Source organism: Flagellimonas sp. B-3, assembly GCF_056857835.1.
The window spans coordinates 1-26,704 of record NZ_JBSXNW010000017.1 but is presented as its reverse complement, the minus strand read 5'-3'; the positions used below and the strand labels follow the sequence as shown (position 1 = coordinate 26,704).

Sequence of the window (26,704 nt, the reverse complement as noted above, 5' to 3'; positions counted from 1 at the left end):
AAAGGTGCCCTGTGAGGGGCACCTTTTCTACTACGAGTGACAAGGAACTATGGGTTCCTGCCCAACACAGTATTCAGTGTGGGTTCAGCATACAGTTGATAGCCGAAGTACGTACAATTGATTTGCCCTTCAGGTATACACTCGTTACTAACAGTAACTTGCATTACCCCACTTGGTGACTGATAGTACGCCACTTGACTGACCGAATTGCTCTCTGTGGCAAAGGCCAGACCGACTGCCAACAGAATGGCAAAGGCCGGTAAAACGAGTTTTAAAAATCTAGTTTTCATAGTATTAAGAATTAGATATGAATGCCTACTCTTTCTCTAAGGTTTTCGGCTTCCCCTTTCACTGCACAGTGTTTTTATATGTTGATTTTTTTCTTGTGTTTTCCATGAGCACGATACCGATAAATGCCAGGACGATACAACAGGCATTGAACACGAGGTGGGTTTCCCAGCCCATTGAGGATATGACACCCCCGCAGGAGCAGGGGATATGGTCACTGAAACGTAGCATCCAAGCGATATAGCCCGTGAAAAGAGTCATTAGGATAAGGGACCCATATAGGGCAGCCAGACGAAACACTTTGATCAGGAGCAGGATGGCCAGCACAATTTCAAGCAGGGGCACCATCCAGGCAATCCACTCCGCGAAAGGACCCAAGACCTCGGAACGGCCCAATTGGAGCTTAAAGTCAGATAGTCCCATGAGTTTACTGCTTGCGGTATACAGGAAAAGTATGCTATAGAGATAACAAATGGTTTCCACTATGGCTTGACGCTTTTTTATGAATGTGCCCGTATGCATTGTAAGAGTTTGATTTACAATGATAAAATTAATGGGGTCTAGTGATCTCTAAGGGATTATTTAGGCTCCGGGAAGGATTTTTTGGAGCGTTTCCGCAGTTGGGAGGGCGTATAACCATACCTTTTTTTGAATTCCCGGGTAAAGTGGTTCCCCTTTTTGAAACCCACGGTCCTGGCTATGGCAAGGATGGTCTTGTTAGAGTGCTCTATCAGGATATGGGCCTTTCGGAGCCGTTCATGTTTTTGATATTGAAAGGCTGTCATGCCGAAAAGCTCCTTGAATCCCTTTTTGAACTTGTACTCGTTGGTATTGCAAAAATGGGCCAGCTCTCTGATTGAGGGTAACGGTATATCCAGATTGTCCATGATATACCGTTTGGCCTTCCTTAAGTTCTCCATATCCATGGCGTGAAGGATATGGGTCTCCGTTTTTTCTGGTCGGGGCAATAGCCCATGGGTCTGTAATTGTTTCTTCAGTTTCTTCTGAAGGAACCCTTGATCCGTTCCATCGTATTTGACAAGTTCAAAACAGGTCACCATAAAAGTTCCTTTTTTCTCCCGGTGTTCCGGGAAATAAATCACATGACAATGGGCAGGGAGGAGGAGTCCTGATTGTTCGGAAAATGACAACTCTAAGGTCAGCTCCCATATCTTGTCTTTTGGTGCTGCCTTCAACAGTTTTTTCCAGCCCTGTTGGGAGTTCTTTTCCAATAATTGTGCAAATTGGTGACCGTTTAAGGTGCCTTCTTTGTAGTTCAACAGTGTCGTTACCTTTGGGTTGGTCCTCAGTATCTGGCCTTTGTTATCCAGTTCAAAGTACAATTGAACGACCATTTCATAGGAATTGTGAAGTTTGATAAAGCCTTGGTGCAGAAAGGCGTCCCTGAGTTCCTCGGTAGTGGAGTTGACCAAAAAGGTCAGGGCCTCCAGTGCATCGTTTTGATCCGTTCGTTCGATTTGGTAAGAGAAGTTCCCATTGGCGATATGCACCAATTGGTTGTAGATATGCTCCAATCGCTTCTTGTTTTCCAGATTGTCCATAATTGTCCCCGTGTTTTAGATTCATAATCCATTGGAAACGGGATACAACACCTATCTTGGGCGCGATAGGTACAAGCGGGCCGTTTCCATGTTGGGGAACATTTTGATGGGCGCCGAACGCATTCGGTTCGAAATGTATTTGAAGAAGACCCGTTCCAAGGGCGTGGCAGCAACCAGTACCAGTTCCTCGACCAGTTCGGCACCTTCTCCAGATAAAAAGTGCCAGGCATCCTTCTCGATATGCCTGACCCCATTGATGTTGCAAAGGATGCGATAGGGTTTTCCCTGTTGCAGGACCATGCGACGGGCCACCGTCTTTTTGGCTCCCGAAAGGTCAATGGAAATCCCCTCTTTCCAAATAAAAAAGAGGATTTCATCTTCCAACCACATGGTTGCCAATTCGGTTTCCACAATTCTTTTCATCCGTTGTTATTTCAAAAAGGGCGGTTAAAATAAAAAATTTCTGAAAATATTTTTAACAAGAAAAATCTGCTTTTTTAACAAAATGGGCTCTAAAACGTAAAAAAACTTATCTGTCAGGGATTTTTTTTGGCTCCAGCATGTCCTTGATGCACAAAACATTATGGATTTTATTTAGTTTGAAACCGTGCGATTTGATACCAATTCGTTCAGCAATTCAAATTTGTACAACTGATTTGGTACAAAAAGGACGGATTGGAAGGAGATCAGCAGAGAAGTTCCCTGAATACGAATTTGATGTAAAGTGCCTCTCCTTTATGATATGGTAGAGGAAGGGTGCAGAATACGTTTTTGGAGACTACTAAAGATTACCTATAATGAAATATCAAAAACTGCTATCGGAATTTGAGGGCCAATTGGAAGCCTTGGAAAGTGGGGACGGTGATATCCTTTACAAAGCGGAGAGGGGCATAGCCCTGGTGGAGAAGTGCATCCGAAAACTGCAAAAGCAGATCGTTGGCCAGGATTTTGAGAACCAAGCCGACGAAATCTATTTTTTTAAGCACGTAAAGCCCCAGATCTTTAGCAAGCTCATCTATTACATCAGGCTTTTTAGCATTGAGAGCAAACGGCCACGGGGTAAGGATGTATCCCAGATCAAATATCTACAACAACAGATCGATAAACTGCAGACCTTCTTTAACGAAAACCTTGAGTTCTATAACTATTACCGGCGTGGGGCCATGTCGATGGACGAGCAGTATTTTGTCAGGGGCAACCGGGACCTGCGCATGCCTTTGGAATCCTTTCACTTTTTGATCGATGACCAGTTCTCCACCTGTCAGGACGGCACGGTGGCCACCATCATGGCCTATGACATGCTCATCGTGTACCTGAGAAAGGAAGTGGACGACCTCAATAACAATATGGAACCTACAAAGAACACACCAATGGAAAAACCATCAAAACTTTTTTGGACGGGGAGCAAGACCGATCTCATCGAGCTCCTTTATGCCCTGCATACCAGTAAATCTATCAACGGCGGTACCGTGGACATCAAGGAAATGGCCTCCCATTTTGAGTATTTCTACAATGTCGACCTAGGGAATTACTACCACACTTTTATCGATATCCGTTCCCGAAAGAGCAGCCGGACAAAGTTTTTGGATCAGCTTATTGAGATGCTCAACCAACGGATGGAATCCCTGGAAGAATAGCCCTCGAATTTTTCCCAAGTTGGTACCAACTTGGGAATTTTGGTTTTCGGGGGTTTTGGTGCCCCTTTTTTGCGATTTTCAAGCTTTTTTGGACCTCCCAAAAATCCAAATGGCCCTAAATCGATATAAATTTTTAGGATAAAAAATCTTTCCCAAGTTGGTACCAACTTGGGAATTTCTTTCAAAAACCTTTTTCAGTTTTGTGGTCGAACCCGGATAGGGAACCCCGGAGGTAACAGCTCCGATACCTATCCAAAAACCACAAGCATATGGCGGCAACGATTATTACCACGGAAGACCTCATGGAGTTCAAAGAGGAACTCTTGGAGGAGTTCAAGAAATTGATGGTGGAACACACCCATCCACAACCCAAAAACTGGCTACGATCAAGCGATATCCGAAAGCGATTCGAGATAAGTCCCAGTACCCTGCACAGTCTGCGCAACAGGAACATTATTCCCAGCTACAAAGTAGGGGGACTTGTTTTTTACGACGCAGAGGAAATCGACCAGATCATCCTGGACAACAAGGTGGAACCCTTGGACGGTACGGTATGAACTATATCAAGCACCTTAATGCGGCCTTGGTGGAAATTTACGGGGATGAGCGTTTGTGTCCTGGCCATATCAGTTTGTACCTGGCCCTGTTCTTTTATTGGAATTTATACCGGTTTCCAGGGGAATTTCCGGTCAATCGCAAGGAATTGATGAAGATGGCCAAGATCGGTTCCAAGTCCACTTATCATCGCCTTTTGAAACAGTTGGATACGATGGGCTATATCGACTATTCCCCTTCAAATAGTCCTGCACGTTCGAGTAAGGTGGCACTGTCCCAAAATTGGGACAAGAGTGGTACGGTCATGGAACGGAGCCGTTCCATTTTTAGGACCTACTGTCCCACCAGTGTACCGGACCCCTTATTTAAGAAAACAAAACAAAACAATAAACGCTCTTTGGGAGCACAGCCCAGAAGCCAATTGGAAGTCCTCAATTTTTTTAAGGAGAACGGATATGGAAAGGAAGAGGCCCAACGGTTCTTCAACCATTATCAGGCCATTGGCTGGAAGATAGGGGGCAAGATTTCCATTTTGGATTGGAAGGCGGCCGCGCACAATTGGATGCTCAAGGCCGATGAAATAAAAAAAGCAAATGGCACCTCCAAAATCCAGTCTAGAACCCAGGACCATCTGATGGTCGAAACACAAAAGGACTATGGGCAACCCCTCTAAGATAACGGAAGGTGGCGTGGTCTATTCCCTGGGAGAATTCGACGGGAAGCAGGTGGAATACGATTTTTCCAAGGTACTGACCTATATGGATGCCAAGGGAAAAATGCTGTTCGGAAGAAATTTCAGGCTCTATCCCGAGGACCATGAGGTCTTGTTGAAGCTTTGCAATTATATGGTCCGGGACCAGGACAATTGTCAAAAACTGGGTATTGATCCGGATAAGGGCATCCTGCTTTCGGGTCCTGTGGGTTGTGGCAAGACCACTTTGATGAAACTGATTCGTCACATCACCCCCCACTATAGGCCCTATGAGGTCATCCCCGCAAGGAACATTGTCTTCGGGTTCAACCATGTCGGGCATCGCATCATTGAGGACTATGGCAATGGCCAGTATTACTGTTTCGATGACATCGGGCTGGAACAAATGGGACGGCATTTTGGGAAGGACTGCAATGTCATCGGGGAAATCTTGCTGTCCCGCCATGAGCTGTTTTTGGAATCTGGCCTCCGTACCCACGCCACAACGAATCTCAATGCCGAGGAGCTGGAGGAACGTTATGGCAAGCGTGTCCGGAGCCGGATGCGGGAACTGTTCAACTTGGTGGCCTTTGACCAAAATGCCATGGACAAACGGGGAACGAAAAATACTGACAAAAAATAAAATCAAAAATCGACAATCATGAGAATAGCAACGATGAACATCCAAAACCTATTTCACAGGGACCTTTCCTTTTTACGTCAAAATGCTTCCAAGAACCTTCAGGATTGGATGGAGGAATTTCAGACCCTGTTGAAAAACCCCAACAAACGGCACCAGGAATTGGGACGCATGCGGGAACTGGCTTTTTTGATGGGCTTCAGTCCACAGGCTACAGAACCCTTTTTGACATTGAGAAGGAAAGGGGGACACCTTTATGTAAAACCTTTGGGAGGGGAGCGTCAGACCAGGGCCACGGAGCGGATCGGTTGGAACGGCTGGGTGGAGCTCAGAAGTTATCCCTTGGATGAAAAACACCGAACTGCCAAAGTGGAGTGCATTGCCAAGGCCGATCCGGATATCTTGGTCTTGCAGGAAGTGGAGGACAGAGCATCTTTGTCAGATTTCAATAGGGATTATTTGGGACCAAAATTGGGCAGCGCCTTTGAGCAGTGGTTGTTCACGGAGGGTAACGACAATAGGGGGCTGGGCCATGCCATCTTGACCAGGAACGGCTACCGAATCGTTGGGTTCCAGCCCCATGCCCATGAACGGGACCAAGAAGATAGGGACCTTTTTGAAATGGACTGCCCGGAATATACCGTTGTGACCCCGACCGGAGATGAACTCACCATCATCAGTACACGATTCTCGGAGGACAGCAATGATTTGGATTACAACGCGAAACGGAAGGAACAGGCCAAACGGATAAAGTCTTATTGTAATCGATTATTCGATCAGGGTAAGGATAGGATCGTGATATGCGGAACCTTAGGTGAGGTTTCGTATGGAAATAGTTTAAGGCCGTTGTTGTCGGACAGGGAGGTCAGGGACATTTCGGAGCATTCAGCCTTTGAAGTAACCGGTGATAAGGACTCAAATAGATTGTCCAACAATGACCCGTACTCGGGCTGGTTGGCCAAACATGATTATTTATTGTGTTCTCCTTTATTGTATGACTGCATTAACAGTGGTGGGGCTTATTTTCCAATGTTGTCAAAAAAGGCCAGTATATCAAAGTTGGCCCTTTTCAACATCAATGTTAGGGATAGACCCATATCTGCACCTCCGCTGTTATGGGGAGACTATAAAGCGGGATGCGCTAAATAGAAAATAGTAGAAAGATCAACTTTCCTGCCATGTTAAGGAACTCACGGTTTGCTGTTCTATTTCTGTTTTAAAAACTCATATGATGGTCTTTAATCATTAAATGTCGCTTATTTACATCAAAAATTGTATATTTGTCGTTAATAAGCGACGTTATGAACTCTAAGAAAGCAATACTTCTTCCTAAATACCAAAAGATATTTGATGGGATAGGAGAAAATATCAAACTTGCACGAAAGCGAAGAAAATTGACTGCCGAACAGGTTGCGGAACGTGCCGGCATTCACCGTGCTACTTTACATCGTGTTGAGAAAGGCGACCCCACTGTGGCCATAGGGATATATTTCAACGTTCTGAAGGTATTAAATCTCGAAAGTGATTTTTCAAAAATAGCGGAGGATGACGAATTCGGTCGTAAACTACAAGATTTGGATTTACTTTAGGTCATGGCTCAGGGAAAATTTGATATTTATGTTTATGCTGATTGGATAGGATTAAATGGTCCTATTGAAATAGGTGTCCTATCGGCTCATTTTGCGAAAGCCAAAAAAGCGTTCAGTTTTGAATATAACAAAGAATGGTTGGAAAAAGGTTTGTACCAATTGTTAGACCCGGATATTGAATTTTATTCAGGACCTCAATTTCCAGTCGATAAAGAAAACTTTGGGATATTTTTGGACAGTATGCCGGATACTTGGGGAAAGACCTTGATGAAGCGTCGCGAAGCCCAGGATGCAAGAGCTCGAAACGAGAAGGCAAAAACGCTTTATGAAATAGATTATCTTCTTGGTGTATATGATCAGAGTCGCATGGGGGCGTTACGTTTTAAGACCGATCGGGAGGGTCCATTTTTAGACAATGATAACCAAAACCCAACACCACCTTGGTCCTCACTTGGCGATTTACAGGAAGCGGTCAACCAATTGGAAAGTGATACGCAAAACGTTGCCATACGTCAATGGATAGCTGTACTTATAGCACCGGGTTCTTCCTTGGGTGGTGCACGTCCAAAAGCGAATATATTGGATCAAGATAAAAATCTATGGATTGCCAAGTTTCCTTCAAAAACAGATACAATAGATAAAGCTGCTTGGGAATTTCTTACATACAAACTTGCAACCTCTTGCGGTATCGAAATGGCTGAATCAAAACTAGAAAAGATAGCCGGCCCATATCATACGTTTCTTACCAAAAGATTTGACCGTGAAAATGGTGGTCGTATCCATTTTGCATCTGCTATGACGATGACCGGAAACACGGAGGAGACCTTGAAGTCTTACTCGCCGAGCTATTTGGATATTTTGGATGTGATTGAGAATTACGGAACCAATGTAGCGGAAAATTTACATCAATTATGGCGTAGAATAGTTTTTAATATTGCCGTGTCAAATACGGACGACCATCTGCGGAACCACGGTTTCATTCTAAAAGAAAAAGGTTGGGAACTGTCACCAGCGTATGATTTGAACCCTTCCATTGAAAAAGATGGATTGGCACTAAATATTGATACCGATGATAATGCCCTTGACTTTGAACTTGCAAAAAGTGTAGGGGAATATTTCCGTTTAAGTGATAATGAAATGGATGTTATTATCAATGAGGTACTGGAAGTAGTCAAGGATTGGGAATCTGTCGCCAAACAAATAGGTATTTCCAATAAGGAACAACTTTTAATGAAACCCGCTTTTAAAACTGAAATTTAAAATGGATTACACAAATGGTGTACAGCTGAAAAGCAAGACAGTCAGCTAAAGCAAGACTCTAAGTTCGAAATGATGCAGGATAGATCTAGGATAGAAGTTTCAATGCCTCATTTCCCAAGAATTTTATTAATTCTTTGAAGCCCATGGCTATCATTTCTTTTTCCCAAATGTCGTATACTTTTTTCGTTAAGACCCCTCCTTTTTTTCTTAACATAACATATAATTCCCTACCAACCTGAATAACTTGCTTTTTAGTATAAATTCCTACTTTGGATTTCAAGGAATGTGCTTCATTAATAATTGGGTCATCTTCTTTTACCCCAGCCTCAATTAAAGCTTTAATACCTATATCCAACGAATGCTCAATTAATATTTGACGTTTTATATCAAACGGGGCAGAATCAGCATCTTCCTCGACAATTTCAAACCAATCATAGAACTCTTGATTGTATTGTTGGTTTATGCTGTCTTCACTTGGGTGAATAGGCTGTTTATCGAGGTGTTTATTGATTAATTCAATCCAGGCATTAAAAACCCTTTCAAGATTCTTATGGTCAGATTTCAGAATCTCGCTGTTGTTACTCCGGGCATTCTTTGGTGCCCTTGTTAGACTAAAAACTAAATTATTTCCTTTTTCAATTGGCTTAGTAATTTGAAATAGAAAATTAGGATAGTCACGAATTGGCTTGATGATAATTTCATTCTCTGAATCCTTTTCTATGTAAATCACATCTGATTTGGATTTGACAATTTCTCTAATCTTAGCATATGTGCTTTTAAGAACACTATGAAAAAACAAGGTCATATCCCTTTCATCCATTGTATGAATTATTTATTATTTTAAATTTAATTTTTTAGACCTTAACAAGTTCCCACCCATCCTTGGGCAACATCTCGAAGTGTTCCACTTTCATCAACTTCAGGACGTAGCCGGATGTATACCGATGGCACAAAAATATACAGTCGTCATTGGCCTCAAGGTAGAATCCTTCCATGCTAATGGGACGCTGTTCCACCTTCATTTGTTCCAAGGCGATTTCATACCGGTACGCTCCGATTTCACGCATCAATATCTTGATGGCCTTTTTGTCCGAATTCCTGTATTTGATATGCTTCATTGGAAATTATCCCAAAATTAGGATATATTCCAATACATCGTTAGGTGTGTTGATAAGTTAAAACAGACTGCCCTGTTCATTGAGTTCCGGATAATCCCTCCTTTCAATAGCCAGCTTATTATTGGTGTCAATCCCTCTTTTGTATAAATCCCTTGAGACTGGGTAGGCTTCGATCTCTTTGGTGGTAAATGAGGATTTCATAAGTTCCTTGATACCTGGTTCGTGAAGATCGGGAAGGAGCCAATCCTCTTCCCAATGCTCGTCCAGTATCAAAGGCTGCCTTTTCTTTTCATTGTGGATATGCTGGAACTGTTCATTGGCAGGCATGGTAATGATGGTACAGCTATAGAGGTCGTCATCCAGCTCGGAGTAGAGACCGGCAAAGGCGAAAAGCGAATCATCCTTGTAGTGGCAGAAATAGGGGTAGGATACTTTGTTGACGTGATGTGGTTCATGGAAACCATCGGCTACGATGAGACAGCGCTTATCGTGTATGGAGTGTTTGTAGGTATTGCTGGAAAAAACCGTTTCACTTTTGGCGTTGAGGGTATTGTACCTTTTGTGGAATGCGTCTGGGTCATCCATCCCAAAGGGAGGAACATAGCCCCACATGGCAGGAAGCAGTTCATCGGGATATTCCATTGGCACGATATACAGGTTGCCATGGGTAAAACCGTTCATATGATAGTAAGGGGTATACTCCAGTTCAATTTGCAGTCTCGCCCTGAACCTTTCTTCTACTTCTTCCTTGGTTTTCCGTAAAGTGGTGGAATAGCACATGACATAAAGATAAATTATTTAGGGTCATTTTGATCTTTAAGGGCGGCGAAATTTAAACTGAAAAGAGACCTTGCTAAAAATCGGCAATATCCCGAAGCATATAGTGTTCTTAGGATTTTATCCTTTGTTCCGAAATTGGTTCACTTCATTTATAATGAAGTTTATCCATGCGGACAAAAGCTGTCTCAATATTTTGGTCATGGCCAATAACAGTTCAGTCATCATAGAAGGATTTAATAAGCGATTGTAATAGAGCCAGAGCAATAGCGGATTGACTTTCTGTTCTTTTGGTATAATTAGCTTCCACATTATTTGAGATAAATCCGGTTTCCAAAAGGAGGGAGGAGCAATGCCCGTGGGTATCTCGTAACACCTGAAAGTTGGCATATTTGATGCCCCTGTCATAAATTCCCAATTGCTGCTGTAGACGGTCGGCCAAATTGGCGGCCATAACAGTAGTTCTCGGATTGACCTGCCCATGGAACAAAAAGATTTCAAAGCCTTGGGCTTTCTTATTTGGAGCTTGGTTGCAATGGAGGGAAACAAAGGCATCCGCTCCAAGTGCGTTGGCCAATCGTGTCCGATCACTCAGAGAGACCAAGGTGTCTGGATATCGGGTGAGGTATATTTCCAAGCTATCCTGGAACAGGCTACGGTTCAAATGCAGACATTGCTTGGCTATGTCCAAGACCACATCCTTTTCCAGAATCCCATTGGTTCCAATGGCCCCGGAATCGGGACCTCCATGGCCAGGGTCTATTACCACAATAGGTTTTTGAGCCATTGCTGTTAAACTGCAAACGAGCATTACTAAGGAGTACAGGTACAATTTCATATCAGAGCATTGTTGTTTGAACAATTTCCAGCGAACTACTCATTTTGGTGCCAATACTTCAATAATTAACAGCTTAAACTGTTAAAAAATGTGATTTTTAAAGCCTTTTCTTCATATCACTGGAAATTCCACATCGGAAAACCTCTTGGGCGACGAAAACAAGCTCAAGGGCCATTTCAATGAATCATCACAAACAGGTCCCATTCCCAAAATATTGGGTCGGACCCATCAAAAAACGAACGGTCATGAAAAACTTTAAAAAATCAATCGCACTCGTTATTGGACTCCTTGTCTCTCAGGCCAGCTATCCCCAGATTGGGGGCATTGAAGATTCCGTTGCGGATATCTCGGATACCATTCGGGCCATTTTCCCCATTATTCTGGGCGTAATCTTCCTCATAGGCTTTCTTTTCAATGCGGGCCATTTCTTTGGGGAGAACGCCGACCTCAAAAAGGGGATTACCCGTGTTCTCGTCTTTGTGCTCATTGCCGGGGCGGTCGTTGGGATCTTTACCTATCTCATTGGTATTGTCGTCTAAGGCGCACGCAACATTTTTAGTGAACAACAAGATGATATGAAACAGTATAGTGTTTATCGAAACATCCGTGTCCGTGCCTTGATCTTTGGATTGCCCGTGGCTTTTTTTGCCCTCCAGATGATGGCCGTTGTGGGCTCCCTCATAGCGGTCATCTTCTCCTTTAATTTGATGCTCCTCATTGTTATGGGGATTTGCAATACAGTGCTCTATGGTGTATTGCTCAAACTTGCCCAAGAACCGGGAATGCTCCAAATAGGGGTGCGGTTCCCGCATAGTATCTCGAACAAAAAAATAACCTCCTATGAACACTGAAGTGAACTTTCATGAAAGCTATCCCATCGTGGATATCGAACAGAACAGGGTATTGGCCAACAACGGGAACATTGCATACGCCTATTGGGTGGAACTGCCCGAAATCTATTCATTGTCCGAGGCGGATTTCGAGGAGTTGCACGGCCATTGGTTCCAGGCCTTGAAATCCCTCCCCATTGGTACGTTGGTACACAAGCAGGACATCTATCGAAAAACATCCTATGATGCCAGCCGATTGCCCAAGGGTTCCTTTTTGGCTAAGGCCACAAGGGATCATTTTGAAGGCAGGGAACATCTTTCCCATGAATCCCTGATCTTTTTTATCTGGCCCAAGAACAGGGCCATCAACAGCTCCGCGCTGATCAATCCCTTTGCCAAGGTGCCCAAAAAGTTATCGCAGACCCTTGGGGAACAAGCGGAAGAGTTCCGCAAAGCGGTGAGGGACGCCATTGGATTTCTCAACAATTCCCCAAAACTAAAACTGTTGCCGTTCAACCAGGCCGCTATGATCCAATATACGGATACCTATTTCAATGGGTTCAATGAAGGATTTGATACGGACATGGTATTGGGAAAGGACAAAGTCCAGGTCGGGGACCATTGGTTCGGGGCCATGGCCGTGAACAACGAAGGCTGCTTTGATGATAGCGTTCAGACTAGCCTGCCCAACCAACAATATACCGCTGATGGGTTCTTGTTCCACCAAGGTTTTATCGATGGGTTCGGGCTTACCTTTCCCGGGAATCATATCGTCAACCAGATCATCCATTTGGATGATCGACATAAATGGCGCAGACTTCTCGAAAAACGGTTGGAGGAACTCTCCAAGAGCAGCAATTTCGGTTCCCGGAACAAACTGCTTTATGATAGGGTATCGGATACTCTTTCCAAGCTCAACCAAGATGATTCGTCATTGATCATCAGGGGCCAATTAAACGTGCTTTGCTGGGCAAAGAGTGTAAAGAATTTGAATCGATCGTTATCGGAACTTACCGCCCGTTTCAAGGAACTGGATATTCAACCGTACGGTCCCGTGGGCAAGTCACGTATCCATTATGTGCTCAACAGCTATCCCTTGTTTTCCAGTAATTTTGGCGATACCGACCTTTATGTCACCGACCTCAAACATGCACTTTGTCTATGGATCAATTCCACGAATTATCGTTCGGATAACAAGGGAGTCATTTTCAATGACCGTTTGGAAAACATACCAGTGGTCAAGGATGTATGGGACGAGGGGAAGCGGCGGATCAAGGCCCGGAACTTTGCCATATTCGCTCCTACGGGAGAGGGCAAGTCCTTTTTGGCCAATAATATCCTACGGCAGTATTTTGAGCAGTACGTACGCCTTGTGATCATCGATCTGGGCGGTAGCTACGCCAAGTTTGCCCAGTTGTATCCGGGAGAGCATATCATCCTGAAATACGAACCCGGAAAAAACCTCGGCATCAATCCCTTTTATCTACCAAAACCCCACGATGTGGGGGCGGAGTGGTTGGAGGATCTGACCAACTTCTTGATGGAACTCTATGCTACTGGCGATACTAGGGGCAAGGTACAGCAGGTGGCCCTAAAGAAAATCCTTCGTTCCTATTATGAAAAGGTCAAGGAGGGGCATTCGCTCGAAGGACTGTATACCTACATCCAAGAACATCAAAATACGTTATTGGAGTCATTGGGCATTGCCACCGGTTATTTCAACCTCACCAATTTTTTGCACATCCTCTCCGAGTATGTGGGGGATGGTATTTACAGTTTTCTTTTTAAGGTAGGAGAGGACCAATCCCATCGGTTGGAAGACAAAAGGTTGATCATATTCGAGCTGGACGAGGTAAGGGAAAACCGTGAGGTCTTGTCAGTGATGCTCAAGCTCATCAAGTCAGCCATCCAACGGACCATTTGGCAAAACCGTAGCGAGCGGGGCATCATCCTCTTCGATGAGTTTGCCAAACAGCTTAAGTTCGACAATGTACTGGAAAGCGTAGAGTTTTACTATCAGGCCATAAGGAAACAGAACGGGGCCATTGGCATTGTGCTGCAGTCCATCAACCAATTGCCAGAGAACCATACCTCGGCCACCATCTTGGAAAACACCCAGGTCATCTATAGCCTGCGGAACGAAAAAGGATATGATGCGCTAGGTCAACGCCTCAATTTAAGCGCCCATGACCTGAACCAGCTCCGGTCTATCAAGAACGATTTGAAGGGCGAACGCAAGTACACGGAAATCTTTATCAAGATAGGATCTGAAAGCAATATCTACCGTTTGGAAGTACCCCCGGAGGCCTATGCCGCCTATCTCACCGACGGTACGGAAAATCAGGCTATTATGGAGCTTTACGAAAGGACCAGAGATATGGAACTGGCCATCCAAGCATTCATCCATCAGAAAACACTGAAACATGAAAACAACTAAAAACCAATCCATGAAGAAGGTGCCCTTTCCGATTATGGTGGCCCTGACCCTCCTGCTTTTATCGCCCGGCCGTGCTACGGCCCAGGGGATGCCGGTATATGATAATACCAACTTTATTTCCTTGGCCAAACAGCTGGTCGAATCCGCAAAGCAGACGGCAGAATTATTAAAGATGGTGGAGCAGCTCAATGCGGTGCGGGAAAAGATAGAAAAGGTCAACAATGCGGTGAGGCAGTATCAAGCGGTTCGGGACATTACCAGCAACAACGAACAACTCTTTGAGATGGTCCGGGACGATTTGAGGGAAGTCTTGAACTCCCCTTATATCCATGGCGATGAAGTGGAAGTCATATCCAATGCCTTCAACGGTATCATGGAACATTCCTTGGACCAATTGGATTTTATGGGGCAGGTGCTCAGCAATGATTTTTTGAACATGACCGACGCCGAACGGCTGGAGATATTGGAGACCCAACGGGAACAATCCCAAAAAATGTTGGCCGATATCAAGCATCGGAAAAAGCGGTACGATATGATTATTTCCTTTCGGAAGATGCAGGGCTTGATCAAGGACAGGAAACCCAACTATTAAACTAGAGCAATATGGGACTTGAATATGTGGATGCGGTCTTCCAGACCATCAAGGACAGCAGTTTTGCCACCTATACGATTGGTGGGATGAAGGCCTTGGCGGTACTCTTCTTTTTGGTCAACATCATCAAAAAGTATTACGAGGGCGGAGCGATGCGCACAGAACTTACTTGGGGACTTACGCCCAGTGATTTGATACGGAATTTTGCGGTGGTATTGGTCGTATTGTTCTCAACGGAAGTGTTGGGAGCCTTTGACACCATTTTAGTGGCCATTGAGGGCCAATATAGGGATACGGCTCCCGAACTGTTGCCACTTGCCCTTCAGGAAGTGGAGATAGAGGAGGAGACCGGTCTCTTGGATGCGGCCACCAAGGCCATGGGCCTATTGTATGAATGGCTGGCCACACCCTTGATAGGTTTAAGGACTTTGGCTTGGGCCGGGAGTTTGGTGCTTTGGGTTTTGGATCTGTTCATCTATCCGCTCTTTTTGGCCGAACGCTATTTTATCCTTGGGGTAATGCAGGCGTTTTTTCCTTTGGTCATCAGCATGGCGGTCTTCGAAAGGTTCAGGGAAATGGGCTATCGCTTCTTTCGCTTGTATGCAGCGGTGTATATGATTGTCCCGGCCTTTTTTTTGGTCAATGTCTTTGTCAACGCCCTGTACCAGGAAATCACCGATAATTTTTGGCCCAACCTCTTCGGAACGGACTTTGGCAGCGAGCTGTTCGCACCCTTGATCGAACTGGCTGGGATAGGGTTTATCGTACTGCTGAAGTTCAAACTCTATAAACGAGCAACCACTTTCACCTTCCGACTTTTCGCCGGGGGAGCTTAAGACACATTCAACTTTGAAAATAATCGATATGAAAAAAGTATATAAAAACATCACTGATGTCCTTCGTTTGAACCGTTTTATTGTTCTGGCGGTGGTCGTTCTCTGTCTATTGACAAGCGGCCTTTCGATGGGACTGCTGTACCACTATCAGGAGAAATTATTGAACGCTGCCTTTGCGATAGATTCGGAAGGCACGATACTGCCATTGCAACTGGTGAGCCAGCAGGAAAAACGCGAGGTGGAGGCTTTGGCCCATATCGACCTGTTCCATCGGCTTTTTTACGGTATAGATGACAGTAATTATCGTGACCATCTGGATAAGGCCCTGTGGTTGGGGGATGCTTCGGTGGATGCCATTTACCGCCAAAAAAAATCGGATGGGGTCTACAACCGACTGTTACAGTTTTCCCTACGGCAAGAGGTTGCACAGGTGGACATTGAACTGGACTTGGACAAGGAGCCTTATCGTTTTAGGGCGAGGACCATATTTGAGGTCCATCGGGGAGCGGTCATGGACCGCTACCAATTGGTTACCTCAGGCGAACTCATTGTAGTGGGACGTAATTTTCCGAACAATCCACATGGATTGCTCATTACCAACTTCTACGAGGACTCGCTTCGCAAACTGGAACCACAAACCAAATAATGTCATGATGAAACTGGACAGAAACAAATTGTTGTTTATCGGGATGCTTATCTGCATCTGCGGATTTATTATGCTCTACGCACTGCAGATGGGGGAACCTTCAAAAGATAAGGAACTGAGCCAACCAAAAGTGCCAGAGCTCACTGAGGAACCCGAGGAATACCGCTCAAAGCTAGAGGCTGTTGACGCCATCAAGGAGGAACGCGAACGGACAAAGCCCAGTCTTTATGGGGAAGAGTATATCGATTCCATCGGGGCATATGACCCGGAATTACAGGAGAAACAGCGCCAGCGTATCGTGGACAGCATCTATAGGGAGGGGCGTATTGATTATGGGGCGGGCACTTACCGAAAGCCTAAATCAAAAACCCAACCAATAAGGGATACCCAAACGGAAAACTCCGACCCAAAGCCAGAACCAAGACCCATTGATTTTTCAAAGACGTATACCGCTTTTTTTGGCTCCAGACCAATACAAAAGGATAGTGTTCATCCTCCCGTTGTTATTAGGGCCATAGTTAACGGTGAGCAACGGGTAAGGGCCAAAAATCGTCTGGAATTGCGGATTAATGAGGACATGGATATCAATGGCATGCATTTTACACGAAACACCCTGCTCTATGGATTTGTTTCGTTTCGGGCCAATCGGGTGTTTGTCGCCATTGACCATATCGGCCAGCACCCTGTTCGTTTGAAGGCCTACGATATAATGGACGGGGGAGAGGGCATCTATGTGGAGAACAGTTATCGAGAAGAAGCAAAACGTGAGGTGCTGGACGATGCCGTTCAGGATATCAGTGTTCCGGGCATGCCCCAATTGGGGGGCATCAAACAGGTGTTCCGACGCTCCAATCGTACCGTGCGCGTGACCGTGCACGATGGTTATCAACTCATACTCAAATCAGAAAATCAAACCCTATGAAATTAGTTCAATATCTACCGGCACTTTTTTTGTCCACTGCTGCGACCTATGGACAATCTGACACTTTATATGTGAACGACACCCATGTGTTGTCCCTGATATTCCCAAAACCGATATCGAGGGCGGTTACGGGGCATGCCAATTATACGCTGGGATATAATCAAGAAACTCCAGAAAGGGTAGGGCTTTTGCAAGGGAATCAGGGCGATGACAGCAATCTGCTAGTGGTGACCGAGGATGGCCTGGCCTATTCCTTTTATCTGGTCTATCGTAATCAGCTGGAGCAGAGCCATAAGTTCATTTCTACAAATAAGGCCATTGGTAATGTCCTCCCTGAAAAACCCTTGGATGAGATGACCCTAAAGAAAAAAAGAGGTTCTCTAATCGATAGCATGTCAGATAGTCTTCAGTATCGCAAGGCCAGCCAAATCTTTTTGGAACGAAATACTACCGTGATGAAGGCCAAACGCAAGGATGGCATGGTCCTTCGACTTCGTGATGTGTCCTATTTTGGTAAGGAAACCTATATCATTCTTGAGATTAAAAACAGGTCCGATATTGATTTTGAGGTGGATTTTGTACAGCTGTTCAAGGTGCATGGGAACCCCAGAAAGAAATCCTCCTATCAGAAACTTTCCCTAAAACCACTTTACATTTATAAAAGGCCTTCCATTGTCAAGGTAGGTCATGTGGAGCGTTTGGTATATGTGGTACCCAAGTTTACCTTGAGTGGTAAGGAACGTCTTATGATAGAGTTACAGGAAAAAAGCGGCAGTCGCAAACTGCTGCTGAAAGGTAAAAGGTATCATAGGCGCACTTGGGGTTCTAATCTTAAATGGGAAAGTAAGGGGCCAAATAGGATATTGGAACCGAAGGTTTTTACGCGCCAGTAAATCTTTGGATATGGATTTTCCAAGCACTTCTTTTCACGATGCATATGCGGTTGCGGTTCGGTTTTGCGTTTATAAAACTACCTCCATCATTAAATTGGCGTCATGACAGGTTTGTTTTCCATAAAATTGGTCTACAACCACAAGAGGGCAAAGTTGAAGAAGGTATGGTCATTTCACTGGTACCGTTATACAAATAGAGGACCCTGTTCAATTTAACTCAACTTTCTCTCCATCGGCCAATATTTTGCATTGATTCAAAAGCCCATGGGACTTTAGATATTCGGTAAGCATGGCCCTATCTTCACGGCATGGACTCACTGCCTCCATATGAGATATCCAAATGGATGCCTTTGGAGCATATTCGCAAAGCGCTTTGATATCTTTTCCGGTCATGGTAACGGGGTCTCCTATGGCAAAGGTAGCGGCACCCCCAGCCACAATGATGTGTTGGGGTTGGTGCTCGGTTATGGCTTTCTTTACCTCAGGGCACCATATGGTATCCCCTGCGATATAGAGTTTAAGATTATGGTGCTCAAGTACAATTCCATTTACTTGGCCCATATGTTCTCCAATTTCACCAGTACCATGCTGTCCGTTGGTCAAGTGGAGTTGGATATCATCCAAGATCATTTGATCATTGAGCGTAATAATCTTTTGAAAGCCATAAGAAGCTATGGTTTCTGCCAAAGGTTCAGGACATATGATTGTGGTTGTCTTCTCGATTAACCGAATGGCTGCCTCATCCCAATGGTCTGGATGCAGATGCGAAACAAAAACGGCATCAATACGTTCCAGTTTTTTTCTGAGTTTTTCTTGGGAGAAGGGCAAGGGAACCAATGGATTTTCACGTTTATCATCGGTATAGGGAAAAGGACCGATCGCACCTTTTTCTCCCAGCATCGGATCAATTAGCAAGTTGGTGTTGCCGATTGCAATCTGGATGGTGGCATTGCGCCATAACTGTATGTGCATAGGATAGGGTTTAAACATTTTATTCATTAAAGTCCGCCTCAGCTCCATTAGTATCTAAGGGACGTCATCTTTATTTTGGTAAACCTAGCTGAGTCTTTATAAATGAGCAAGAAGGTTACTTTTAGGTAACTTTGTTTTATGGATAAACCAGCGATGGACTACAAGGATTTTGAGAATTGTGGATTAAAGAAGGCGTTGACCATGCTTTCGGGAAAATGGAAACCGATGATCTTACATTATTTGTTCCACCAAGGGGAATTCAGGTTCAACGACCTCTGGCGATCGATGCCTAGAGTCTCCAAAAAAGTACTTGCAGAACATTTACGGCAAATGGAGTCCAAGGGAATTGTCAAAAGACGTGAAACAAACGGCTTTCCACCCGAGGTGCATTATGCCCTCTCGGAAAAGGGTAAGTCTTTGGGGCCTATCCTCGCCGCGTTGGAGAAGTTCGGGAATAACTGACCTTTTTTGCTTAGGATTGTTGTTTGGTTTTGGTCTGTTCTATGATTACCCGATCACCTTTAGATGAGGGCTCTGAGATTACAATAAATTCCAAATTTGTGCTGCCCTCGTTTCGAATTTGGTGGATAACTTGGCTTCCGATATGTATCCCTTCCCGTTCGCCAATATGCAGAGTTGTATTGTCCAACTCAAAAACTGCACTACCCCTTAGAATATAAAAGAATTGCTGAGCTTTGTTATGGTAATGCTTCACCTCAGAAGTATTGGGAGGCATGGACTCTTCTATGATACTCAATCGGTCATTTTTCAATAGATGCCAACCATGGCAATTTTCTCCCCAAATGTAGTGTTCCGAGTTTGCACGTTTTTTTTTCATGGTCATTCCTATATCAAGGTTGGTTTCGATGATTGGTTACGGCCAATTTTATCATTTGATTTAATAAAACATACTGCACTTTACCGATTCCTCAAAATATTGTTTGATCGTTATTCCAAATGGTTTAGAAATAAAATTCAGGCCACTCAAACATAAGGAATTAAAAATTGTGATGATTTAACGAAGGGATGTCTATGTTAAAATTGTATTTTACTATAAATTTATTGTTATGTCAGTCAGGTATTTAGCTATTCTTCTGATGCTTTTTTTCTGTTTGGGATGCAGTGATGATGATGTGGTGACCAATGTAACGCTAATAGGTTCTTGGGAGTTGGTTTCGTACTTCAATGAAAGTACGGGAGAAAATATAAATACCCCTAACAGGGGAGATGTTATCCGAATCACGTTTAAGGAAGATGAATTTGATGGTTCAACGGCACGGAACACTTTTTTCGGGGAGTATGCTTCGGGTACAGGTAGTTTGACATTTCTTTCGCTGAATGGAACCGAAGTAGCCGAAAGTGAGTGGGGGATGCGTTTTTATCAGACCATCGCTTCGACCTATGACTCGAGTCGGGAAGCATTTATAATGAATTATGCAATAGATGGGAATATATTAAACATAGGATATGAAACATCAAAAGTCATGAAGTTCAAGGCTATAAGATTGAGCAGGTAGTTTACAGAAGTTTTTCAGCACCAACACATAAGGTTAATTTCACCTTCCTTTACTATTTTTAGGGGCTCTAATCAACAAAAAGACATCTTCTTTTTTAGGTATCATAAAAATGAGATTCACGAGTAAGATGTTCATCTTCAAACCGTTTTACTGGTCAAGTATATAAGGTTATTTTTGATTGGTATGTCTTATTCTATCCGCAATGGCTTCAATACCTTCACGTTCACCAGTTTCTATATATCTTGCTGCGATGGTATTACAAGAACTACACCAGCCCTTTAGAATGACATCGTTTAAGTCGTTGATATAGCTTTTGTAATTAACCAGACGTTTGTCTTTTGACCCACAGTTACAAAAAATGCTGTTTACGCATAGTTCAATCGCTTTTTTGTACGAGGACCCGAGCATCAATTGCAATTGGAGTGGACCTATTTCGACTTCATCTGCATGAATTATGTGCTCAGTTCGCTTTTTTACCATCTCTGAATATATTTTGGGGTGTTTCTAACATCGCCACCACAAACGAGTCGCAATTTAAATGGACCGATTGTTCCATGTACATGATTTTTAAATTGTAATTTCTGCTATAAATTCCAAGGTGAAAACTTCCTCTATTTGGAGTTCTTTGTTATTCTGCAATATCCCTGTTGGAATATAATAAAAAAGATCGCAGGGGATATTTTTTCGTTGAGCAGAAATATCCAAGGTAACAACATCAGTTTCGTTCAGTTTAATGATATATTGAAAAGTAGACTCATTCGGGATATACAGCTTGATTGTATTGTCGAACTTCCTGATATCGGAATCTTGAACTGCAAATTCATTGGGCGGATTGTATCTGTAGCCCAATCCTTTTAGGAGTATTATTTCGTTCGGGTCAATGGTTCCGTTCCCAATTAGATTATCTCCATTTTGATCGATCAGTCTGACATACAACGAAGGGAAGCCAGGATCAAAAAGCGCGCAGTCTATACCGCCATCATTTTCGGAGCAATTAGACAACATAAAAGCCATTATAATCAAAGGCACAATTTTTTTCATTGATCATTTGGATTGGGTTCGTGCTCGATTCAATGAATCAAAACTAATTCAAGTAAAAATAGGCTAACTAAGGCAATCCATACAAATTACTTGGCACACAGCTATTTAAAAAAAAGACTTCGCTTCGCTTACTATACGGTCAAAAAACCTAGTTGCATGAGCCCATTGTATAGTCCTTGATGCCATTACACTCGGCTGTTGATAGGTTTTCGTAAGTAACACCATTGCACCCACAAACGGGGTTGATTTCAAAAGTTACTGCACAATTTTCTTTTTTCTCTTCACGGCACTCATCCTTGCTGCAGCTTAAAATGGATAGGCATATCCATAAAAGAACCAGCAAGTATAGTATTATTTTCCAGTGATATGTTTTCAATATGTTTTCGTCTATTATCACATTAGTTTTTTTTGCCCACTTGTTTAAAGTTATCAATTATCCTTCATCGAAATGACTGTAATCCTTTCTTTTTCGACCAGATAATAGATAGTAATGTTTTTGTGTATTATAGCGCGTCGTAAGGATTTAAGTTTATGTGATTTTGGATAAAGCGTTGGGAAATGAAACACGGTTTTCTCAAATTGCTTTAAAAGTTTCTCAAACCAGACTGGGTCATCCTTTTTGCCGAACTTGCGATTAAGGTGTGATTTGATTTCCAATGCGTTGGAAACGGACTTTTTTGTCCAGGTGACTTCACAAATATTACCCATTGGCAATCTCCTTCCAAAACTCTTTTGAGTTCATTGTCTGTACTTGTTCAAGGTCTCTTATGCCAGAGAGAATGTTTACCCGATCACTTTCTGTAATTTCATCCCACCAGTCACCAGACTTTCCTTCACTGGAAAGTTTTATAGAATGTAATAGCGCAATAATTGAATCATCGTTGAGGGATTCTATCCAAATTACCAGTTCTTTTTTTGTGGATTTTGAAGCTGACCTATTCATCAAAGAGTCATATTTAAAATGAAATTACAAAAATCGAAATAGTTAGGATACGGAAACCTATTTTGGATATTATTTCAAGTTTTCTTTTAGAATTTTCCATAATTCATCATGGGTGTCCGGAGAGATATGAGCAGAGCTATGGGGGACTGAGCCAAAGGTGTATTTATCAAAAAGGGTTCCCAATCGAACAAAAGACCTTCTTTTTGATCCTAGAGGCAGATATGCAATTTTTCTGTAGTCTTTAAGTTCGTCGTTATTTAAGTGTCTAGGTCTTCCCAACATAATCAAGTATGGAGGGTTTATATACTGAACATATTCCCTAAACAGGGCTATTGAGTCCCTCCAATCCTGGTAACTTAAAAATTTCTCGTTTGGGGTTCTAAAAAAGCATTGATTACTGTAATTGACTTCATCAAAAGAGTATCCAAAATATTTGATCAAATAGGTGTTCACATGGGATTTAAACTTCCACGTATTTTGATCAATATTTTCTGGATATGTTTTCTGTGCCTTGTGCCCTTCATAATTCGGGTCATTGCTAACGCCCCAATTCAATCCAAAAATGATTGGTTTATGCCTCAAAATAGGCCCGTTACAGATGGAATAAAACCATTTTTTATCTTTATTTTTCCTGTAGATTTCGCTTTGATAAAATATCGTTTCCGTCTTTTCTTGTAGATTTTTGAAAAATTCTTGTTCGGTCATTGTTTATTTTGAACTTTAGTATTGTTTATTGGCCAAAACATGCTTAATGTAATTTGAAATTTTGTTCATTCCCTCACCTTCAGCAGTATCGACGTTTGAGAGTATTATGGCGGTAATCTCATGTTTCTCGAAATGCATCAGCTCACACTGAACACCATACCAACCACCGGTGTGGCCAACAATGGTTTGTTCCCATCTTTTATCCACTGAAATACCAAACCCATAATTGGTGTAATATCCCTTTACCAGTGGTGACATCATTTTCTTGGTCAATTCCTCAGAAATCAATTGATAGTCTTTTAGGGCATTAAAAAAACTCAAAAGGTCCTCGGCTGTTGAATAGTAAAAACCGGCAGGATTGGCATACCCAAAATAGGAATCGTTCTTGCTCAAATGGGAGGATTCTCCAAAATAACTGGTATATCCACTTGCCTTGTTTTCGACCATTGAATCTATTGGTATGGCAATTGTTCTTTCCATCCCTGCTCTCTCATAGACATGACTTTCCATGTATCCATGGTAGCTTTCACCACTCAGCTTTTCAATCAACAGCCCAAGAACAACGTACCCCGCAGCACTGTATGAATATTTAGATCCGGGGGTAAACAAAAGCGGTTTGGATGCAAATAATGGCAAATAGTCCTTAGTATCCTTTAGGTTTAATTTCCCCATATCTTTAAAATCATCCACTAAAAAATTGTTCAGCCCTGATGTATGGGTCAACAGTTGATAGGTTGTAACCGAATCTCTAACTCTATGATTAGGATAATCTGGTAAATACTCACCTACTGGAGTATCTAAATCCAATAGACCTTTATCGACCAATTGAAGGGCCGCCACGGCTGTCATTGTTTTTGTTATTGAGGCAATATTGAATAATGTATTGACAGTATTTTTTTCTTCATACTCTATACTTGAATACCCATAAGCCTTTTCAAATAGAACGTTATCCCCCTTTGCAAGTAAGACCACACCAGAAAACTCAGGATAGGATAACTCTCTAAGATAATCGATGATATCAGCAAGTTTTTCCTCTTCATTCTGCGCAAAAAACATGTTGATTGAAAGAAATAGTGATATAATGGTCAGGATAAGACGCCTCGAATCATCATTTTTTACACTTATGCCATATTCAATCATACTTCCAATATACGCAGTATTAAACAATTGAGTTAAAACAAGAATTAAGAAATCAGTTATTATGAATTTTGGCAATCTGTGTGGTGATTTTGGGCAGTCGTGTTTTCCAATAAGTTATTTGCCCTTCAATCAATTAGCTTTATTTCTTTAACTGCTCCAATCGGTTGATGGCATTCTGATTTTGTGGATTCAACTCCAAAGACCTTTCAAAGCTTTCAATTGCCTTTTCGTCATTTCCCATAAATAGATAGCCCTCCGCCAAACTATCATAAAGATTGGCGGAGTTGGGAAAGAGTTTTGTCCCCAACAGAAAAACCATTATGCCTTGATCGGATGTTTTTGGATTGAAAACAAGTTGTAGGCCGAGCGTGTTCAAATGACCTTCAGGGATTTTGAACAAAGGATGGTTTTTTAGGATAGAGTCGTGGAGTTGAACCAAGTTTTTGTAATTCTTTTTTGAGGCCAGCTCATTGAAATCCTGAAAGGTGTACTCCTCTTCTTCTGGCCGCTTGATTTGTAGCGTTATCAAGCTATCCCCAGCTTCATTGTCCTGGGGATCGTTTTCGATGAACTTTTTGGCATTGTCATCCTTTTTTAAAGTCGCTTCCACGAATTGCAGGGCATACTTAGCGACCCATTTGTATGATTCCATTATTTCTGGGTCGCTTTTATCCTGCCTCTTGTCTCTCTCGGCAAAAAGAACGCCCAACGTACTAAAATGGCTATGGGTCAGGTTGTGGAACTTTAACCGATACACTTTGCTCTTTGTTATGCTATCGTACAATTTGTATTCGGTGTTCAGGACAGTGTCAATCTTGTCTTCTTTCAGGACACTTTCAGGAATGTCTTTTTGAGCCATGTGCATATAGGGGGCATCGATTTTAAAGGCATCGAAAAACGGTGATTGGGTAAGTAGGCCATACTGGTATCTTTCAGTGCCGTCCAAACTGACAACGGCCTTTACCTTATCATTACGGTTCTGTACCAGAATATTGGACAGGCCACCAAAGCTAAAACCCATAATTGCAATATCATCACCCGCAATAGGATACTTATCTATCTCCTTAATCAAATACTCCACATCTCTGGCTTGGGTCTCCATTTCTTTCACGTTGTTATTGCTGAACCAACGGGTTTCAGTTCCCCTGCTTGGACTGGATATCACCACAAAACCATGGCTTGCCAAGTATTCGCAAAGCGCAAAGTTTTCAATGGAGGAAGCTTGGAAACTGGGTGCATAAATGATTACCGGAAATTTTCCCTTTGCAGATCTCGCACCACCGTATGCTGTCGTGGTTTCCAAAAGGTGTTTTTGGTTGGCGGGGGTATTGGCATAATAGAACCAATTAAGTATTTGATCATTGGGCAGGTGTTCCCACTCCTCTTCTTCTTTTAGAACTTCAAAGTAATCTAAAACTGTCAGTGGCTCTCTGTTAACCATTTCCTGTTCAGAAGGATACCATATGCTTACGGGAATTGGTCTTGGGAACTTTTTGTTGGTATAGTCAAAGATTCTGCTATAAGTTCGTGTGCTGTCAGTGGCTGTATAGTGTCGAAATCCAACCTTGTATGCTCCATTTTCAAGGTTAATTTCCTTGAGCGAAGTTTGTGCGGCAATTAGGTTACCTGAGAAAAATATTAAAATCTGAAGAATTGTCAATCTCATGATGTTCAATTTGTGCTAACCGCCTATGATTGGTATGCTTTTAACGTTATTCTTTAGTTTGCACTTAATTGCGTAAATAAGGGTTATACTTATCTGTTCTTTTGGTTGCCTCAGGTCCTCTTAATCTACTAAATATTTAATGAATCCATTTCCTAGGGCTGTACAATGGTAATAGGCAAGGTCACCCGTATCACTTACCCTGCCCTCGGAAGGGTTATACACCAAGTCCATGCTGAGTGGTTGTCCGGGATTTCCGGACAACCATTTTTTCATCCAGTTCACCTTCTTTAAAAATGTTTCTTATTTGCTCCGAAATTGTACGTTTGTTTTTTTTAAATAGTTAACCCATTTGCGCCTGTGTCAACCAAACGGTATCTTGTGCAAAAAACGGGCATAGTATACCACCTTCGGCGGGTCAAAGTGAGCCACCCGCGGCGGACCAAAGTGAGCATAGTGGGGCGGATGAACGTGAGCCACTAAAAAGATCGATTCTATTTGAGTGTTGCGATGGTTTCTTTTGTAAAAAAGACCATGGCGAACAAACAGATAGATATGCGAAAGGCAAAAAGGATTTACAAATTGTACGGCGAGGGGGCCAGCAAGCGACGG

Annotated in this window: 33 protein-coding genes; 17 read left to right on the top strand and 16 right to left on the bottom strand. The window is 42.9% G+C overall.

Going from position 1 to position 26,704, the window contains the following annotated elements:
• Window positions 1-47: 47 nt before the first annotated feature.
• From AC13CS_RS04885 to AC13CS_RS04870, 4 genes are read right to left on the bottom strand one after another with little or no spacing between them, the layout of a single operon-like run.
• Window positions 48-290 carry a DUF6520 family protein gene (locus AC13CS_RS04885; RefSeq protein WP_293290485.1) on the bottom strand — a complete coding sequence of 81 codons (243 nt, stop codon included), beginning with the start codon at window positions 288-290 and terminating at the stop codon, window positions 48-50.
• A gap of 58 nt (window positions 291-348) precedes the next feature.
• Window positions 349-810 (bottom strand): MauE/DoxX family redox-associated membrane protein, encoded by a 462-nt coding sequence (locus AC13CS_RS04880; protein WP_293290487.1) that lies wholly within the window; start codon window positions 808-810, stop codon window positions 349-351.
• Between the two features lie 56 nt (window positions 811-866).
• A complete protein-coding gene (locus AC13CS_RS04875) occupies window positions 867-1,850 on the bottom strand; it encodes a helix-turn-helix transcriptional regulator (protein WP_482888579.1) in 984 nt (327 codons plus the stop codon).
• Between the two features lie 51 nt (window positions 1,851-1,901).
• Window positions 1,902-2,273, bottom strand: coding sequence for a DUF7793 family protein (locus tag AC13CS_RS04870; RefSeq protein WP_482888578.1), 372 nt, complete (start codon window positions 2,271-2,273; stop codon window positions 1,902-1,904).
• Window positions 2,274-2,647: 374 nt separating this feature from the next.
• On the opposite strand from AC13CS_RS04870, the gene AC13CS_RS04865 reads away from it, so the two are divergent.
• The 7 genes from AC13CS_RS04865 (at window position 2,648) to AC13CS_RS04835 (ending at window position 8,222) form a co-directional block, all read left to right on the top strand.
• Window positions 2,648-3,487, top strand: a complete 840-nt coding sequence (locus tag AC13CS_RS04865) for an RteC domain-containing protein (protein WP_482888577.1) — start codon at window positions 2,648-2,650, stop codon at window positions 3,485-3,487.
• Between the two features lie 269 nt (window positions 3,488-3,756).
• Window positions 3,757-4,044, top strand: a complete 288-nt coding sequence (locus AC13CS_RS04860; protein WP_349351687.1) for a helix-turn-helix domain-containing protein — start codon at window positions 3,757-3,759, stop codon at window positions 4,042-4,044.
• A complete protein-coding gene (locus tag AC13CS_RS04855) occupies window positions 4,041-4,715 on the top strand; it encodes a hypothetical protein (RefSeq protein WP_482888576.1) in 675 nt (224 codons plus the stop codon). Before AC13CS_RS04860 ends, AC13CS_RS04855 begins: the two co-directional genes overlap by 4 nt.
• The gene (locus tag AC13CS_RS04850; RefSeq protein WP_482888575.1) at window positions 4,699-5,376 is read left to right on the top strand and encodes an ATPase; all 678 of its coding nucleotides are present in this window, start codon (window positions 4,699-4,701) and stop codon (window positions 5,374-5,376) included. Before AC13CS_RS04855 ends, AC13CS_RS04850 begins: the two co-directional genes overlap by 17 nt.
• A gap of 18 nt (window positions 5,377-5,394) precedes the next feature.
• Window positions 5,395-6,522 (top strand): hypothetical protein, encoded by a 1,128-nt coding sequence (locus tag AC13CS_RS04845; protein ID WP_482888573.1) that lies wholly within the window; start codon window positions 5,395-5,397, stop codon window positions 6,520-6,522.
• A gap of 152 nt (window positions 6,523-6,674) precedes the next feature.
• Window positions 6,675-6,962: a helix-turn-helix domain-containing protein gene (locus AC13CS_RS04840; RefSeq protein WP_119606336.1), complete on the top strand. Its 288-nt coding sequence runs from the start codon at window positions 6,675-6,677 to the stop codon at window positions 6,960-6,962.
• Between the two features lie 3 nt (window positions 6,963-6,965).
• Complete coding sequence (locus AC13CS_RS04835; RefSeq protein WP_482888572.1) at window positions 6,966-8,222, top strand: type II toxin-antitoxin system HipA family toxin; 1,257 nt, start codon at window positions 6,966-6,968, stop codon at window positions 8,220-8,222.
• A gap of 85 nt (window positions 8,223-8,307) precedes the next feature.
• On the opposite strand, the gene AC13CS_RS04830 is transcribed toward AC13CS_RS04835, so the two are convergent.
• The 4 genes from AC13CS_RS04830 to AC13CS_RS04815 form a co-directional block, all read right to left on the bottom strand.
• Window positions 8,308-9,042 carry a hypothetical protein gene (locus tag AC13CS_RS04830; RefSeq protein WP_482888571.1) on the bottom strand — a complete coding sequence of 245 codons (735 nt, stop codon included), beginning with the start codon at window positions 9,040-9,042 and terminating at the stop codon, window positions 8,308-8,310.
• Window positions 9,043-9,076: 34 nt separating this feature from the next.
• Window positions 9,077-9,340: a hypothetical protein gene (locus AC13CS_RS04825; RefSeq protein WP_482888570.1), complete on the bottom strand. Its 264-nt coding sequence runs from the start codon at window positions 9,338-9,340 to the stop codon at window positions 9,077-9,079.
• Window positions 9,341-9,397: 57 nt separating this feature from the next.
• The gene (locus AC13CS_RS04820) at window positions 9,398-10,120 is read right to left on the bottom strand and encodes an SOS response-associated peptidase (protein WP_482888569.1); all 723 of its coding nucleotides are present in this window, start codon (window positions 10,118-10,120) and stop codon (window positions 9,398-9,400) included.
• A gap of 214 nt (window positions 10,121-10,334) precedes the next feature.
• The gene (locus AC13CS_RS04815; RefSeq protein WP_482888567.1) at window positions 10,335-10,955 is read right to left on the bottom strand and encodes an N-acetylmuramoyl-L-alanine amidase family protein; all 621 of its coding nucleotides are present in this window, start codon (window positions 10,953-10,955) and stop codon (window positions 10,335-10,337) included.
• Window positions 10,956-11,200: 245 nt separating this feature from the next.
• On the opposite strand from AC13CS_RS04815, the gene AC13CS_RS04810 reads away from it, so the two are divergent.
• Genes AC13CS_RS04810 through AC13CS_RS04775 form a run of 8 tightly spaced genes read left to right on the top strand, consistent with a single transcriptional unit; the run spans window position 11,201 to window position 18,111 of the window.
• Window positions 11,201-11,494 carry a hypothetical protein gene (locus AC13CS_RS04810; RefSeq protein ID WP_482888684.1) on the top strand — a complete coding sequence of 98 codons (294 nt, stop codon included), beginning with the start codon at window positions 11,201-11,203 and terminating at the stop codon, window positions 11,492-11,494.
• A gap of 36 nt (window positions 11,495-11,530) precedes the next feature.
• Window positions 11,531-11,806: a hypothetical protein gene (locus AC13CS_RS04805; protein ID WP_482888566.1), complete on the top strand. Its 276-nt coding sequence runs from the start codon at window positions 11,531-11,533 to the stop codon at window positions 11,804-11,806.
• Window positions 11,796-14,222 (top strand): TraG family conjugative transposon ATPase, encoded by a 2,427-nt coding sequence (locus AC13CS_RS04800; RefSeq protein WP_482888565.1) that lies wholly within the window; start codon window positions 11,796-11,798, stop codon window positions 14,220-14,222. The genes AC13CS_RS04805 and AC13CS_RS04800 overlap by 11 nt, the downstream gene beginning before the upstream one ends.
• Window positions 14,209-14,814, top strand: a complete 606-nt coding sequence (locus AC13CS_RS04795; protein ID WP_482888564.1) for a coiled-coil domain-containing protein — start codon at window positions 14,209-14,211, stop codon at window positions 14,812-14,814. The genes AC13CS_RS04800 and AC13CS_RS04795 overlap by 14 nt, the downstream gene beginning before the upstream one ends.
• Before the next feature lie 11 nt (window positions 14,815-14,825).
• Window positions 14,826-15,650, top strand: coding sequence for a hypothetical protein (locus tag AC13CS_RS04790; protein WP_482888563.1), 825 nt, complete (start codon window positions 14,826-14,828; stop codon window positions 15,648-15,650).
• A 28-nt stretch (window positions 15,651-15,678) separates the two neighbouring features.
• Window positions 15,679-16,296 (top strand): conjugal transfer protein TraK, encoded by a 618-nt coding sequence (locus tag AC13CS_RS04785; RefSeq protein WP_482888562.1) that lies wholly within the window; start codon window positions 15,679-15,681, stop codon window positions 16,294-16,296.
• A 4-nt stretch (window positions 16,297-16,300) separates the two neighbouring features.
• Window positions 16,301-17,218 (top strand): conjugative transposon protein TraM, encoded by a 918-nt coding sequence (gene traM, locus AC13CS_RS04780; RefSeq protein ID WP_482888561.1) that lies wholly within the window; start codon window positions 16,301-16,303, stop codon window positions 17,216-17,218.
• Window positions 17,215-18,111 (top strand): DUF4138 domain-containing protein, encoded by an 897-nt coding sequence (locus tag AC13CS_RS04775; protein WP_482888560.1) that lies wholly within the window; start codon window positions 17,215-17,217, stop codon window positions 18,109-18,111. The genes traM and AC13CS_RS04775 overlap by 4 nt, the downstream gene beginning before the upstream one ends.
• A 207-nt stretch (window positions 18,112-18,318) precedes the next feature.
• On the opposite strand, the gene AC13CS_RS04770 is transcribed toward AC13CS_RS04775, so the two are convergent.
• The gene (locus AC13CS_RS04770; RefSeq protein ID WP_482888559.1) at window positions 18,319-19,083 is read right to left on the bottom strand and encodes an MBL fold metallo-hydrolase; all 765 of its coding nucleotides are present in this window, start codon (window positions 19,081-19,083) and stop codon (window positions 18,319-18,321) included.
• Between the two features lie 138 nt (window positions 19,084-19,221).
• Between AC13CS_RS04770 and AC13CS_RS04765 the strand changes: the two genes are divergently transcribed.
• On the top strand, window positions 19,222-19,545 hold the full coding sequence (locus AC13CS_RS04765) for a winged helix-turn-helix transcriptional regulator (protein ID WP_482888558.1): 324 nt from the start codon (window positions 19,222-19,224) through the stop codon (window positions 19,543-19,545).
• Window positions 19,546-19,555: 10 nt separating this feature from the next.
• Here AC13CS_RS04765 and AC13CS_RS04760 read toward each other — a convergent pair whose 3' ends face one another.
• Window positions 19,556-19,921, bottom strand: a complete 366-nt coding sequence (locus AC13CS_RS04760) for a cupin domain-containing protein (protein ID WP_482888557.1) — start codon at window positions 19,919-19,921, stop codon at window positions 19,556-19,558.
• A gap of 229 nt (window positions 19,922-20,150) precedes the next feature.
• Between AC13CS_RS04760 and AC13CS_RS04755 the strand changes: the two genes are divergently transcribed.
• A complete protein-coding gene (locus tag AC13CS_RS04755) occupies window positions 20,151-20,600 on the top strand; it encodes an META domain-containing protein (RefSeq protein ID WP_349351667.1) in 450 nt (149 codons plus the stop codon).
• Between the two features lie 567 nt (window positions 20,601-21,167).
• Here AC13CS_RS04755 and AC13CS_RS04750 read toward each other — a convergent pair.
• The 6 genes from AC13CS_RS04750 to AC13CS_RS04725 all read right to left on the bottom strand — a co-directional run bounded on the left by AC13CS_RS04750 (window position 21,168) and on the right by AC13CS_RS04725 (window position 26,368).
• The gene (locus AC13CS_RS04750) at window positions 21,168-21,641 is read right to left on the bottom strand and encodes a hypothetical protein (protein ID WP_349351666.1); all 474 of its coding nucleotides are present in this window, start codon (window positions 21,639-21,641) and stop codon (window positions 21,168-21,170) included.
• A gap of 700 nt (window positions 21,642-22,341) precedes the next feature.
• The gene (locus AC13CS_RS04745) at window positions 22,342-22,584 is read right to left on the bottom strand and encodes a hypothetical protein (RefSeq protein ID WP_482888556.1); all 243 of its coding nucleotides are present in this window, start codon (window positions 22,582-22,584) and stop codon (window positions 22,342-22,344) included.
• Window positions 22,585-22,653: 69 nt separating this feature from the next.
• Window positions 22,654-23,289, bottom strand: a complete 636-nt coding sequence (locus AC13CS_RS04740; RefSeq protein ID WP_482888555.1) for a hypothetical protein — start codon at window positions 23,287-23,289, stop codon at window positions 22,654-22,656.
• A 15-nt stretch (window positions 23,290-23,304) separates the two neighbouring features.
• Entirely contained in the window at window positions 23,305-24,345 is a 1,041-nt protein-coding gene (locus AC13CS_RS04735; RefSeq protein WP_482888554.1) for a serine hydrolase domain-containing protein, read from the bottom strand.
• 223 nt (window positions 24,346-24,568) lie between these two features.
• The gene (locus AC13CS_RS04730) at window positions 24,569-26,095 is read right to left on the bottom strand and encodes a dienelactone hydrolase family protein (protein ID WP_482888553.1); all 1,527 of its coding nucleotides are present in this window, start codon (window positions 26,093-26,095) and stop codon (window positions 24,569-24,571) included.
• 120 nt (window positions 26,096-26,215) lie between these two features.
• The gene (locus AC13CS_RS04725) at window positions 26,216-26,368 is read right to left on the bottom strand and encodes a hypothetical protein (RefSeq protein ID WP_349351662.1); all 153 of its coding nucleotides are present in this window, start codon (window positions 26,366-26,368) and stop codon (window positions 26,216-26,218) included.
• Window positions 26,369-26,704: the final 336 nt, after the last annotated feature.